The organism is Desulfovibrio sp. GTC20076, from assembly GCF_055385905.1.
The window spans coordinates 1,830,441-1,844,700 of sequence record NZ_AP039366.1 but is presented as its reverse complement, the minus strand read 5'-3'; the positions used below and the strand labels follow the sequence as shown (position 1 = coordinate 1,844,700).

Here is a 14,260-nt window from a genome sequence, read left to right as displayed (position 1 = left end):
ATTGTTTCAGCAGGTTGTTCACAAAAGATTTATATATGATCGCGTTGCGAGGGGCGCTGCTTTCGGCTTGCTGCCGTAGCGGCATCTTCGGTCACAGACTGGCTGTTTTGGGGGCCTGATGCAATGCTGCACACCGAAAGGCCGCATTCGGATTTTGCCCGGCATACCCGGCGGGGCTTGCTCCTGTCCGGTCTTTGCCGCAGCGGAACGCTTCCGGCCTTCCGGCGCGGATACAGCACGGAGAAAGTAAAGATATGGCGGAAAAGAAGCTGGAAATAGGCGTTATCGGCCTGGGCAAATTTGGCCTGCGCATGGCGACCACCCTTGTTTCCCTTGGGCATACTGTGGTGGGCATAGATATGTCTGAAGCGCGGGTACAACGGGCCGAAGATGCGCTGGAGTCCGTCTACAAGGCCGACGCCACCAATATCGCCGTGCTGCGCTCACTGCATGTGCAGGACCTGGACTGGGTGGTTATCAGCGTGGGAGAAAGCGTTGAGCAGTCCCTCAGTATCACCCTCAACGTGCAGGAATTGGGCGGCCCCAAGATATGGGTCAAGGCCTCCAATGAGGAGCACCGCAAGATTCTTCAGCGGCTGCGCGTCAATCGTGCCCTGGTTCCCGAAATGGAGGCCGCCGTCATGGCTGCCCATCAGCTCACCTATCCGGGCATGCTGGATCTTATCCCCAAGTACGGAGGCATCGCGATTCAGGAACTGAAGGTAGACGAGTGGCACGGCAAAACGCTGGTGGAGCTTAATCTCATGCAGCGTTTCAATATTATGGTTCTGGGCATTCGTCCCGTGGGCGAGCATTCTTTTAACTTCGTCCCCCCGGCCATGACCGTTCTGCACAAGGGAGACACCATTGTGGTGGCGGGCAGGGCCAATTCCATGAGTGAACTGAAACCCTAGGTGTAGAGTGTCAACACGTTGTTCACCCTCCTAGCCTTGAAGCTGGAGGTTTTCTGCCAAGAGCCGAGTGTGGTCGCAAGAAATTATACCGATGCGTCCATATCGACAGATAAGCTGTTCTTTTCCATGAGTGGGTATACGTTTCGGCGTATGCCCACTCATTCAATGCTGTTCGAATGAAGCGTTCTGCCTTGCCGTTGGTTTGTGGTCTATAAGGCCGTGTGCGTTTATGCGTTATTCCAAACTCACGGCAAGCGTCTCGAAATTTCCAAGACCTATAGCAAGCGCCATTGTCCGTCAGAATTCGTTCTACTTTGATGCCGTGCGAAGCATACCACGCGATGGCAAACCACAAAAACTCTATGGCAGATTCCGCCGTTTCATCCGGCAGTACTGCCGTATACGCGGCCCTGGAAGCGTCATCCACACATACATGTAAATATTCCCAACCTGGTCGATGCCGACGGACTTGCCGTGTCCCCGTCTTCCTATGACCAACTCCATCAATCTTGCCGAGACGCTTGATGTCCAGATGAAGCATCTGCCCCGGCTTCGCCCATTGATAACGCTGTACCGGCTCTTTTTCTTCCAAAGAAGAAAGCCGGGAGCAGCCGAGTCTGCGCAAGGCACGAAACACAGTGCTGCGGCACAGGCCAAGGCGTAATGCGATTGCGTCGCCAGTCTGTCGCTTTTTCCGCAACTCAAAAATTCTGGAAACGTCCAGCTCCGTCAGCCGATTTCTGCAATGTCGAGGCCGGGAAGAGGCGTCTGCTAAAGAAGCAAGACCTCCTTCACGGTATCGCTTCATCCATTTTCTGGCGGTTCGCAGGCTTACTCCAAATCCTGCCGCCACCGTAGCGGCAGGATTGTCCAGCATCCGCTGTATCATTTCTTCTCGACCTCTTGCGGTCAGTTTGGCATTCTTATGGCTGTTCACCTTCTCCCTCGATCGGTTTGCTGTTGTCTGTTAACTCCAGCTTTACCGACTTGGGGGAGGGTGAACAACCTATTGGAACACTACACCTAGGTGTAGGGCAATTGCCGTCTGCAATGAGTTTATTGCAAATGCTTGCGCAGCCTGCTCGGCGAGCGCATCTTTCTTGACCTGCTTTTGGGGAGCGAGTGCGCCCGTTCTTCTGGCGCGTGGGGCGGGCAGCGGCTCCGGAGTGCAGAGCAGATCACAACTTCGGGGCGTGAGTTTAGGCGTCGTCTTCTGAAGGATCACCGCCGGGCAAGGCCCACCAGGGCAGACCTCGCCATGCATGGTCCAGAGCTTTTTCGCATCCGGGCCAGTCCGGGGAATAGCGGGCAAGCTCTGCCCTGTAGGCAGGGGAGTGGTTCATATGGCGCAGATGACACAGTTCGTGCCAGCACAGGTGTTCCAGCAGGGGGCGCGGCAGCAGCAGCGCCCGCCAGTTGAGGCTTATACGCCCTGCGGGATCATCCCCGAAGGTGTCGGCCGGGGCGGCTGCGTTGCGCCCTGCAGGTGTCAGGCCCGGACTGTCCGCGTCTGAAAACAGCCGGAAAAAAGTGTCCATCCAGCGCCCCGCCCTGCTGGAAGCCGGAGCGGCAGCGGAGTTTTGCCGCCTATGCTCCATCTCTGCCAAAGACGCGCCGTTTTGTCCGGCTTTTTTTTCTCCGCTGCGGGCATTGACGGCGGAGCGTCGTACGCGCGCACAACTGCCCCAGCGCGACCGCTGGTCCCGTATGCTGACTTTTTCAAGCATAAATCCGCCCTGCCGCGCCAGGCCTTCAAGATAGGGCGGCAGCAGCACGCTCGCCATGTTGCGGCACCATTGACGCAATGCCCGGGCGCACAGTGCCGTATCCTGCACCGGACCGAAAAGGCGCAGCAGGCCGGGGCTTTGCACCAGCAAAAGGCGTTGCGGCCCGGAGCGCACCAGCAGGGAGGCGCTGTGCTCCTGATGTTGCGCCGCAGCCAGCCGGCCGGCGGCAAGGTCGCCGTCAAGACACACCTGAAATGATATGTCAGGCAGGGGCAGGTTTATACTGGGGGGCAGCTGCTCCTCCGGGCTGCCGGACTGATGCTTTTTCCACGCGCGTTCCAGCCACGGCAAAAATTGCGGCAGGCTCTGTTCCAGAAGCACAAGGGGCATGCCTTCGGGAACCGTGAGGGTCAGGCGGCCGCGCGGGTCAAGCGTCAGGCGGGTGCGGCGGGCGCGGGCTGAAGGGCGCACCCTGGCTGCCAGTCTGGTTCCCCCGGCCAGAGGCAAGTGAATGTACTCCGGCAGGGGAGGGAAGGCGCCCGGGCCTTTCCGGAGTTGTGGTGCAGTTTTTTTTTCAGACATGGGGCGAGGCTGCCACAGGCGGCAAGCCCTTGTAAAGGGCCGTGGATGCATCCTGACAGAACCGCCGGGCAGAATTTTCCCCTTTATGCTCTGGCATGGCTTTTGCTGCTTTTTCGCAGGTACTGGCGGGAGGAATTGTTTTCCAACCGGTGCAAGGCATCCGAGGAGCAGACATGAGCGTGTCAGGCACATATGGCGTTGGCGGCCTTTCCGGTGTGGAAGGGATATGGGATCTCGGCGGCAGCGCCAGAAGCACCACAGCTTCCGGCAAGGGCGATTCTGGTGATACGGTGAATATTTCCGACAAGGCCAGAGAGCTTTTGCGCGAAAAACTTGGCCGCTACTCGGCTTCTACCAAATCGCCCGCGCCAGGTGCCCGGCAGGAAAGCTCCGGCAGTCAGGTGGCCGGACTTTCCGGTAATGACGGCAGTGACGGAGGCGAAAAGGCTTCAGGCGCAGGGGGCGCATCGGGTGGGCCTGGCGGCTCAAGTTCTGTGGAAAGTATAAAACAAAAAATAGAAGCCCTCAAAAGCCAGCTGGCAAGCCTTGCCAGCCAGGCCAGTGGCGGTGGAGCAGATACGGCCCTGCAGAGCAAGATACATGCCCTGCAGGCTCAGATTGCGGCCCTTGAAGCGCAGCTTGCGGAGGCCGAACAGGCAGGGTAGCCTATTGACAGTAACAAATATCAATTATATAAAGTCGACTTGGGGGATGGCTGCTGCTGTCCCTTTTTATTTCGTTTACGTCCAGACACCTTGTATACAGCATGTATTGCATGCGAAAGAGAGGTTTTGCCATGAAATCGTTAAAGGGAACCCAGACCGAAAAGAACATTCTGACTGCCTTTGCCGGTGAGTCGCAGGCCCGTAACCGTTATGACTTTTTTTCCTCCGTGGCCAAAAAAGACGGCTACGTGCTGGTGCAGGAAATCTTTCTTGAAACTGCCGCGCAGGAAAAAGAGCACGCCAAGCGCCTTTTCAAATTTCTTGAAGGTGGTGAGGTAGAAATCCAGGCTGCGTATCCTGCGGGCATTATCGCGGGCAGCGAAGCCAACCTGCTGGCTTCTGCCCAGGGCGAAAACTACGAGCACACTGAAATGTATCCTTCGATGGCTGCCACCGCCGAAAAAGAAGGTTTTTCCGAAGTTGCTTTTGTCATGCGCCATATCGCCGTAGCCGAAGCCTATCACGAAAAGCGCTTCCTCAAGCTCGCCAGCGATATCAAGGAAGGTCGCATGTTCATGCGTTCCAAGCCCACAGTGTGGCGCTGTATCAACTGCGGCTGTCTCGTGGACGGGGAGCACGCGCCCGAAATGTGCCCCGCCTGTGCGCACCCCAAGGCCTTTTTTGAAGAACTGAACTACAGTTTCTAGCCTGTCTGTTGCGGAGCCGCACACCTGCCGAAGGATATTTTCTGCTGCGCAGTGTGCGGCCCCGGATTTTTGCAAGATGGTTCGTCGCCTGTACAGGGCGCGCCTTGTGACGAGGCCCCCAGGGCGACCTGCCCGGGCTGTCTGCCGCAGGCAGCCCGAAAGCGATCATCTCACGGGGTGGAAGCCCCGGTTCAATCGTCATGTGCGTCCTGTCGCAGCTTCCCTCTGGAGCAAGGGCATCCCCGCGCAGTTTTTCTGCTGCCCGGGGGGGCAGGGCAGGCAGCCCGCAATCAGCCCCATGCTGCATGCCGAGCGGATAAGGCGCTCGTGGAGCAATGCTTTTTTGAAACCGCCCCGGCGGCGGTGCGGAGCATCTGAAGCACTGCAATGGACGTCTGCTGGCTTCAGAAGATGTGCTGCGGCATTGATCTGGCCTGATCTCTTGGATTGATTGACTTGCAGGCAATGCTTTTCATCGGTTTTTCCGTATGCAATTCTGCCGCTGCTGTTTGTCGGATCATTTTGCGTCATGCCATTTGGCGCCTGAGAGTAAAATTTTTCAGCCAGATACAAAAAATATAATACTATAGTTAAATATATTTATCTTTATTTTTTGATGCGTTATACGTTTTTCTGTTTTTGGTGAGGTATCAGGCTCTTGCTTTTATTCCCCAACTATTGCTAACTGTTAATAGTAGCAGGCACCAGCCAGAATCCGTTTGTGGGTGGCTGGACCTGCCGCATCTGACTTTTGTCGTGCCGGGCGTTATGCGGAAAAACTGCGTAACCTGTAGGGCTTTGAGCCAAAAGAGCTTGCAGGGCGCCCTTAATCCGGGTATTTCACCAAAAGCCTAAAGCATGCCGTTGTGGACGGTGGCGCACCCGGTTGCCGTATCCACAATGTGGGCCATTCTGGCCGGCATGCGGACAGAGCGAAAGGCCGCCATAAGGCGCGGCTTTTCATTCTTAGGGAGTGAACTGTGAAACAGTATGTTTTTACCTTATTGGGGCTGATTCTGCTGGCCCCGGCGCTGACTGTAGCTGCCGAAAGCGCATATCCGCCTCCTCCGCCCGCAGGGCAGGCCATAACCGTGGAAGATTCCATTTATGGCGTGCTGCGTACCAACAGGGCTTTGAGGGGGATTCAGGAAAACCGCAATGTGCTTGAGCACGAAGTTGACCGCGCCAAAGCCGGGTTCGGCCCCCGCGTGGACGTTACGGGGCGCGCTGGCGGCAGTGTGCTGAGCGATTCGAGCACACGCAATAAAGACCTGGACTATCAGATGTGGGGCCTGGCCGGCGTTAACGCCCAGCTTGTGCAGCCTATCTGGGACGGTTTTGCCACGCGTTCGCGTGTGCGCACGGCCAAGTCTACCCTCGAGTCCGTAAAGTATCGCGTGTTTGATACGGCCACTTCGCTGTCCCTTGAAGGTATCATTTCGCATATCGACGTTCTGCGCCGCAGAAAGATCCTTGAACTGGCCGAAATGAACGTAAGCCAGCACAAGGCGCTTGTGAACCAGGCACAGGACAGGGCCAGCCTTGGCGCTGATACCGCCGCCGACGTGACGCAGGCCCGTTCGCGCCTGCAGCGCGCCCTGTCGAGCCTGTCCGAGGCCAAGGCCGCCCTTCTTGTGGCGGAAGACAGGTATGTTCGCCTTACTGGGCTGCCCGCCGCGGCCAAAATGGCCCCTGTGACGATGCCCCCCGAGCTGTATAAAGGCCCGGATGCGGTACTGACACAGGCCGAGCAGAGCAACCCCAAGCTGTCTGCCTACATGCAGGACATCCGCGCCGCGCGCGGCGAGCGTGAGCTGGCCGACTCCGCCTTTTATCCCACGCTGAACCTTGAAGCCGGCCCCAACTATACGGACAGGGGCGGAGCTACCGACCGCTGGATATACAGCTTTGACGTGCTTGGCGTCGTGCGCTGGAATATCTTCAACAGCGGAGCGGACCTGGCCGAACGGCGTGCGGCTTCAGCGCGCATCCGGCAGAGCCGCCAGGTGATGTACGATTTTCTTGATGAGCTGAAGCTGGATATCGAAAGCACCTGGACCAACTATCAGGCCGCGCAGGAACAGTACTCGCACTACAGCAAGGCTGTGGAGTACAGCAAGTACACCCGCTCGGCGTATGTTGAACAGTTCCAGATCGGCAGGCGCAGCATTCTTGACGTGCTCGACACGGAGAATGAGCTTTTCAACTCCTCCACCCAGGCCGAAACCGCTCGCGGCAATATCCTGGTGGGCGCGTATCGCCTGAGCGCGCTTTCGGGCAACCTGCTGCTGCAAATGTCCATTAATACCGGTCCCCTTGGGCAGGAACCGCCCAAGGACGCCACTGACCCCCGCGAAGAATTCGCTCCCGGCTGGTTTGAGTAAGAGGTGTTTGTTCCCCGGTGCGCATGCGCGCCGGGGAACATCGCCTGATTTCTTTATTTATTTCCCCGCGTTCACCAATTTTCGCGTTTGCACCTGATTGCCTAACAGCTTGGCAATTCGGTCGCATTAACGTACTTTCATAAACGGTAAACCGTTCAAAGCGGTATGCCGGCCGCAGCGCCCGGCAAGGCATTTCCGCCTTGTGGCCCACGCTCCTGCCCCTTTACAAGGGCTTCCAGCCCTTGTGTTACAGCAATGGGAATACCATGGAACAGCCTGACACCACACAGATTTCAGGGAAGACCCCGGACGGAACGGCAGCCAGCGCGACTGCGAACGGTGCTGCTCCCACGCCGGCCTCCGCAACGTCTTCTGCTACAGGCACGCATGCTGCCTCCATAGGCCCGGCCTCGCCCGGGTCCGGGAGCGCGACGCAGAATGCCGGACTTTCGCAACTTTCCGGAGCCGTGACCATATTGCCCGGCCAGCAGGCAAAAGAGGCTGCCCCTGCGTCTGGGCAGGAGGGCATGCCGCCCGGCATGCCCAATGGCAGCGCTGTGCTCGGCAATGCCCACCCCCGCACGGAAGCTTCCAGTGAACGGGATGCCGCTGCTGCCGCTTCCGCTGAGGTTGCCGCACCTGCGCAGGACGCAGGAACCGCCGAAACGCAGCCGCAGTCCGCAGCCGAAGCCGGAGCAGTCCCGGATGCTGAAGGTGCTCCCGCGCCGGGCGACGCACAGGGAGTTTCAGGCCAGACGGGTGAAGCCGCCATGAACGCCATGGCCCAGGCCGCACGTCACGAAGCGGCCATGAAGTCCGGCCAGTCGGGCAGAGATTCCGGCATGGGGCCTTTGCGCCCGTCTGACGTTGACTTCATGCCCGGCCTGTTGCGCAGCCTTGCAGTGCTGTTGCGCTTGCGCGGCAGGGTGGTCAGCCCGCAGTTTCTTATGGCCGGTCTTACCGGCAGCAAGGTAACCCCCCAGGCGTGCCTCAGGGCTGCGCGCAAGGCCGGGCTTTCGGGCCGGATTGTCTTTCGCCCGGAGCTGGAGGATATTCCCACCCTGGTAATGCCCTGCATTCTTCTGCTGACCCGCGATCGCTCATGTGTGCTGACAGGCATGAAAGACGGCATGGCCGAGGTCATATTTCCTGAAACCAGCGATGCCGCGCAGGCGGTGTCTCTTGAAGATCTCAAGCAGGAATACTCCGGTTAGGCACTCTTTGCCGCTGTGGAATCCGCACCCGATGACCGCGCCGAGCGGCTGAGCATTTCGCACGGCAAGCGCTGGTTCTGGGATGTGCTGCGTTATTACGCGCCCATTTACCGGCATGTGGCTCTGGCCAGTGTGGTGATCAACCTCATTGCCGTGGGCAGCCCGCTTTTTGTCATGAACGTCTACGACCGCGTGGTTCCCAATAATGCCATTGAAACCCTGTGGGTTCTGGCTATCGGCATTCTCATAATCTATCTCTTCAACTTTTTGCTCTCGTCGTTGCGTACCCATTTTGTGGACGTGGCCGGGCGCAATGCCGACATTGTGCTTTCGAGTTCGCTGGTAGAGAAAGTGCTTTCAATGCGCATGGACGCCAAGCCAGAATCCACAGGGGCACTTGTTAATAACCTGCGTGAATTCGAGCAGTTACGCGAATTTTTCAGCTCTTCAAGCCTGCTGGCCTGCATTGATCTGCCTTTTCTGGTCATATTCCTGCTGCTTATCGGATTTATCGGCGGCCCGCTGGTATTCTTGCCTCTGGCGGCAATGCCCCTGATGCTGGGCATCGGCCTGCTGCTGCAGTCGCGCTCGCGGCGCAGTGCCGAGGCCAGTTACAAGCAGAATATGCAGAAAAACGCCCTGCTGGTGGAGATTGTGGGCGGGCTTGAAACCCTCAAGTCGTGCATGGCCGAAAGCCGCATGCAAAAGCTCTGGGAATCTGTGGTGGGGCTTTCCGCCCAGTCCAACAGCGAGGCCCGCAAGTACAACAATCTGGCCGTCACGTCTTCCATGCTCATTACCCAGCTTGTGACGGTGGCCATGATCGTTTGGGGCGTGTACCGCATATCCGACGGCCTGATGACCATGGGCGCCCTTATAGGCTGCAATATTCTGGTGGGGCGGACCATGGCCCCTCTGCTGCAGATGGCCTCGCTGCTTACGCGCCTTCAGAACTCGCATGTGACGCTCAAGGCGCTCGACATGCTCATGGTGCTGCCTTCAGAAAACCAGGTGGAAAAAACCTGCATGGATTTCGGCATGCTGCGGCCGTCATTCACTATGGAAAACGTGTCCTTCGCTTACCCGCAGCAGGAGCGTCTGGCCCTTGACCGCGTATCGCTGCATATCGAGCCGGGCGAGCGTGTGGGCATCATCGGGCCTATGGGGTCGGGCAAGAGCACACTGTCCAAGCTGCTTATCGGCCTTTATCAGCCCAAGGAAGGCGCCGTGAAATTCGGCGATGTGGACATACGGCAGATACCCAGCACCGACCTCAGGGGACGCGTGGGCGTACTGCCGCAGGACGTGGTACTGTTTTACGGCAGCATTCGCGACAATATTGCCCTGGGCGATCCCACCATCAATGACCATCTTATCCTGCGCGCAGCGGCTCTGGCGGGTGTGACAGATTTTTTGCGCAACAATCCCGCTGGCTTTGCCGCGCAGGTGGGTGAACAGGGCAGGGCTCTTTCCGGCGGGCAGCGTCAGGCTGTGGCGCTGGCGCGCGCCCTTGTGCGCGACCCCGAAGTGCTGCTTCTGGATGAGCCTACCAGCAACATGGATACGGACTCTGAGGTAATGCTGCAAAAGCGCCTGTATTCGGTCATGGATGGGCGCACCGTGGTGCTGGTGACACACCGCTTGTCCATGCTGCGTATTGTAAATCGCCTGATTGTTATGGAAAACGGCCAAATAAGAATGGATGGCCCGCGCGACGCCGTTTTGCAGCGTCTGCGTGACCGTTCACGGCAAAGCATGGATACGGCACGACAGGGACAGGGCGCTCCGGCGCAACGGCCCGCGGAGAATATGTAGCATGCAGTTGACACCACAAGATAAAGATAAAGCAAAAGGCCCCATTGCTCCGGCGGCAAGCCCTGCGGAATCCGCTGTGCCCGACGGTGCCCGGGGGCAGGAGTCCGGCGGTCCGGCCGCTTCCGGGGCCGTTTTTCCGGATTCTTCTTCCCGTACCGCGCCGCAGCCGGATTTTAATGCGGCTTTTTGCGGCACGGCCGAGAACGGGTTTTTGTGTTACCTGCCCTCGGGGCAGGCTCCCTTTGGCGCGCCAAAGCCGGTCCATAAAGATGATGCCCTGCCCGCCATGCCCGGTGCGGGATCGGAAGGAGCCGCGCCCATCGTCATGCCTGTGTCTGGCGAGCATGATGGTCACTGGACGGATGATCAGGTGGACGGCATCGGCTTTCTCCCGCTGGGGCATGGTGAGGAGAGCGGTCATGACATGCCGCACCCCGTCGGCCCGGAAGGGAGCGTTCCCGCGCCTGTCGAGCAGAGCGGCCCCAAGGCTTTTCTGCGCGACCTGCTCATGGGCGGCGAGCATGAGCAGCGGCCGGATAAAAGTCTCCGCCAGTCCATCGCCGAAACCCTGAACCGCCTGAAAGGCGGTGAGGGAGCGCCGCCACCCGGCCAGCAGCAGGGCAATCCCGGTCTTTTTGCCGCTATGGACGCACCCCTCAACGGCCTGACACCCGACGACATACAGTTTGCCAGCGAGGTGGACGCCGCGCTGGCGCGCAGGCCCCATTTCGGTGTCCGGGCGCTCTCCATCTGCGTGGCGGTCATGTTTTTGTGTCTCATCATCTGGGCTGCCTTTGCCAGTGTGGACGAAGTGACCCACGCCGAAGGCACGGTGGTGGGGTCACAGCGTACCCAAACCATACAGAACCTTGAAGGCGGCATTCTGCGTGCCGTTATGGTGCGCGAAGGCCAGATTGTGGACAAGGGGACAATACTGGCCCAGCTGGATAACGAAATGGCCGAGAGCGCGTACCGCGATGCCGTGAACAAGGCTATGGAAAACAGTCTGGCAATAGCCCGCCTTGAGGCGGAAATAAAAAGTGAGCCACCTGTTTTTCCGGAGCATCTTGAAGCATGGGCCAGTCAGCTTATTGGCCGCAGGGTGGACGAATCCGTCCTGGCCCGCGCCCGCCAGATCATGCAGGACCAGGAAAATGCCTATCAGGTGCGTCGTGTACAACTGAATGCTGAAGTCGAGGTATTGCAGTCGCAATACACCCAGCGCATGCACGATGTCGAGGAGCAGACAGCCCGCAAGGTACAGCTTGACCGCAGCCTGGCCCTGGCCATTGAGCAGCGTGATACTGCCTATGCGCTGGTGCAGCGCAACAACTTTTCCAAGATGGAATATCTCGGCCTGCAGCAGCGGGTGGTGGAGCTGCAGGGGCAGATTGACGCCCTGGCCGCAGCCATACCCAAGGCGCAGGCTGCGGCTGAAGAATCGCGGCAGCGCATAGCCTCGCGCCGTGCGGAGCAGGCCTCGGCCATTACGGAAGAAATCAATAAAAGGCGCCAGGAGCTGAACTCGCTGCGCGAAAGCATCTCTGCCGGACGCGACCGGGTGACCCGCACCGAACTTCGCGCGCCTGTGCGCGGCACGGTAAAGCAGATATACATTTCTACCGTAGGCGGCGTGGTAAAGCCCGGTGAACCCATCATGGACATCGTGCCCCTGGACGATACCCTGCTGGTGGAGGCCAAGGTCAAGCCGCAGGACGTGGCTTTTCTGCGTCCCGGGCAGGATGTGATGGTCAAGGTTTCTGCCTATGACTTTTCCATTTACGGCGGTCTTGAGGGCAAGCTTGAGTCCATCAGTGCCGACACCATTGAGGACAAGAAGGGCGAGCATTTTTATCTGGTCAAGGTGCGTACCCAGAAAAATGCCATTGTCTATCACAAGGAATATCTGCCCATTATCCCCGGCATGATTGTGACCACAGATATTCTCATCGGCAAAAAAACTGTTCTGGATTATCTGCTCAAGCCCATTCTCAAGGCCAAGCAGAACGCCCTGCGAGAGCGCTGATCCGTCGCGAAAGGAACGATTATGGCATTACAGGATTCTTCCGACATAAAGTCGCGCAACCGCGCCGCAGCCCGGATCATGCTGGCTGTCTTTGCGGTGATGGCAGTTCTTATCGTGACAGGGGCCAACTGGTACCTGCAGAATTCCCGCGAGCGCATGCTGCGCGAAGTGGGGCAGAATCTGCACGTGCAGGCCAACAACAAGGTGGCCCTGCTCACCGTGTGGTCCGGCGGCATTATAAAACAGGTTGAAATGTTTGCAGAAATGGATCTGCTGCGGCTTTTTGCCGCCGAGGTAAACAGTTCGCATCTGTCGCCGGACGTGCTGCTGCGCGAGTCACGAAAAGAGGTGGAAAGCGTACCGGTGCCGGACAGTTTTGCAGATCCGGATCATGACGGGTGGCGGTCGTCCACGCAGGACCCCATAAGCGCCATTCTGCCGCGTCTGCCCATGATGCTGCGGCAGCTCAAGGATTTTATTGAAAAGAACTCGTTCTGGGGTGCAAGTCTTATCAACACAGATCTGGAAGTATATCTGTCGCCCGGTGAACCGCCCGTTTTGAGCGAAGAGCAGCGCATGTACGTTGCCGAGGCCATCCGTACGCGCCAGCCTGTTTTTCTGCCTGTACGGCGGCAACACGGCGAACTGGTCATGGATATGGCATTTCCCATTGTGGCTCCGCTTTATGTGGATGCCACAGGCGACAGGGTGGTTTCCGTCTTGCTGGCAACCAACAACGTGCTGCCGGTCGTCAAGGCCATTACGCGGCATACGGGCGGCAAAGAGTTCAGTTCCGCCATACTGGAGCATTTCAACCAGCGGCTGCAGCGCATCGACCCAACCGTGCAGGAAGGCTTTGTGAATCTGCCGGGCTGGACGCTTGAGGGCGGGCGTTTGCCCCTGGCCATGCGCACCGAACCCGGCCCCGGCGGCAATGGCGAAGAAACCACATATACGCTGGCCGTGCCTGTGCCGCGACTGCCCTGGCTTGTGGACCAGGGAGTGGAGACCGTGCGGATTGACGCGTCCTACCATTCTCTGCGCAAAAACGTCATGCTGGGCGCGGTTCTGGTGCTGGCCCTGACGGGCATCATGCTGTTCGCCCTGTGGTGGTGGCTTGTAGGACGCAGGGAACGCGCAGTGGCCGATCAGCTGCGTCGTCTGTATCTTATGGTCAACCAGCAGAAGCAGATCATGGACGGCGTGAATTCAGCCCTGTCGGCAGGGGTTGTGCTCAACGACCTTAACGGAATCATATTTTACGCCAACCAGAGTTTTGCACATATGGTGGGTGTGGATGCAGGCAGCCTGCGCGGCCGTTCATATACCGATCTCGGTCCGGATATCGCGCGCAGCCTTGTGACTCATACTCTGGCGGTACACCAGACCGGCGACCTTTCAAGTTTTACCGAAACGCTGCCGGTAGACGGCAGCCAGCGCTACTTCTTTACGTCCTGCACGCCGTTTCGTGACGAGGCGGGGCGTATGTCGGGCGTGGTTTCTGTCTACAGCGACGTGACAGACCTCGCCGTGGCCCAGCAGCGGGCGCAGCAGATGGTCAACCAGACCGTCAATGCCTTTGTGCGCGCGGTTGAAGCTGTTGACAGCTATCTGCGCGGGCATTCATCCCTTATGGCGCAGCTTGCCGTGACCCTGGCCTATGGACTTGAAAAAACAGATGCAATCACTCTGGCTACCTTGCGTACGGCGGCCAACCTTTCGCAAATAGGCATGATTCAGCTGCCCAGAGAGCTGCTCACCAAGTCCGGTGTGCTTACGCCCGAAGAACGCTCGATGCTGCAACGGCATGTGGAATATGCCGTACGTGCCCTGGAAGGCATTGATTTTGGCCTGCCGGTTCTGGAAGCCATTTCGCAGATGTATGAAAGGCAAGACGGTTCCGGCTATCCGGCCGGACTTTCCGGCGATGCCATTTGCGAAAACGCCCGTATTCTGGCCGTGGCCAATACCTTCTGCGCACTGGTCCGCTCGCGTTCTTACCGTCAGGCCCTCGGCGTTGAACAGGCGCTGGGCATTCTGGAAGAACAGCCGCCCAAATACGACGTGCACGTGGTGGCAGCCCTGAGAAAATTCCTGGCTTCGGAGCAGGGCGCGGCCTTTCTTGCGCTGTTGCATGACAGCCGGGATGATAAATCTGAACATGAAGGCTAGCGTGGGTATACATGCGGGTATTGTTTTTGAATTCGACGTTTCCAGGGCGTTTTC

General features: G+C 58.5%; 8 protein-coding genes and 1 pseudogene. 7 read left to right on the top strand and 2 right to left on the bottom strand.

What is annotated here, in order from left to right:
- The first annotated feature begins 254 nt into the window (after positions 1 to 254).
- A complete protein-coding gene (locus tag ACZ495_RS08160) occupies positions 255 to 914 on the top strand; it encodes a potassium channel family protein (RefSeq protein ID WP_012624266.1) in 660 nt (219 codons plus the stop codon).
- A 22-nt stretch (positions 915 to 936) separates the two neighbouring features.
- Here ACZ495_RS08160 and ACZ495_RS08155 read toward each other — a convergent pair whose 3' ends face one another.
- Both ACZ495_RS08155 and ACZ495_RS08150 read right to left on the bottom strand, forming a co-directional pair.
- Positions 937 to 1,851 (bottom strand): IS481 family transposase, encoded by a 915-nt coding sequence (locus ACZ495_RS08155; protein WP_464262035.1) that lies wholly within the window; start codon positions 1,849 to 1,851, stop codon positions 937 to 939.
- A gap of 262 nt (positions 1,852 to 2,113) precedes the next feature.
- On the bottom strand, positions 2,114 to 3,223 hold the full coding sequence (locus ACZ495_RS08150; protein WP_296984990.1) for a M48 family metallopeptidase: 1,110 nt from the start codon (positions 3,221 to 3,223) through the stop codon (positions 2,114 to 2,116).
- A 173-nt stretch (positions 3,224 to 3,396) separates the two neighbouring features.
- Between ACZ495_RS08150 and ACZ495_RS08145 the strand changes: the two genes are divergently transcribed.
- The 6 genes and pseudogenes from ACZ495_RS08145 to ACZ495_RS08120 all read left to right on the top strand — a co-directional run bounded on the left by ACZ495_RS08145 (position 3,397) and on the right by ACZ495_RS08120 (position 14,206).
- Positions 3,397 to 3,888 carry a FlxA-like family protein gene (locus ACZ495_RS08145; RefSeq protein ID WP_464262034.1) on the top strand — a complete coding sequence of 164 codons (492 nt, stop codon included), beginning with the start codon at positions 3,397 to 3,399 and terminating at the stop codon, positions 3,886 to 3,888.
- 131 nt (positions 3,889 to 4,019) lie between these two features.
- Positions 4,020 to 4,595: a rubrerythrin gene (gene rbr / locus ACZ495_RS08140; RefSeq protein ID WP_012624269.1), complete on the top strand. Its 576-nt coding sequence runs from the start codon at positions 4,020 to 4,022 to the stop codon at positions 4,593 to 4,595.
- Positions 4,596 to 5,575: 980 nt separating this feature from the next.
- Positions 5,576 to 6,979 (top strand): TolC family outer membrane protein, encoded by a 1,404-nt coding sequence (locus ACZ495_RS08135; protein ID WP_464262033.1) that lies wholly within the window; start codon positions 5,576 to 5,578, stop codon positions 6,977 to 6,979.
- Positions 6,980 to 7,245: 266 nt separating this feature from the next.
- Positions 7,246 to 10,008, top strand: a pseudogene (locus ACZ495_RS08130) (type I secretion system permease/ATPase).
- 643 nt (positions 10,009 to 10,651) lie between these two features.
- A complete protein-coding gene (locus tag ACZ495_RS08125; protein WP_041724680.1) occupies positions 10,652 to 12,034 on the top strand; it encodes an HlyD family type I secretion periplasmic adaptor subunit in 1,383 nt (460 codons plus the stop codon).
- 21 nt (positions 12,035 to 12,055) lie between these two features.
- Complete coding sequence (locus ACZ495_RS08120; RefSeq protein WP_012624273.1) at positions 12,056 to 14,206, top strand: HD domain-containing phosphohydrolase; 2,151 nt, start codon at positions 12,056 to 12,058, stop codon at positions 14,204 to 14,206.
- Positions 14,207 to 14,260 lie beyond the last annotated feature (54 nt).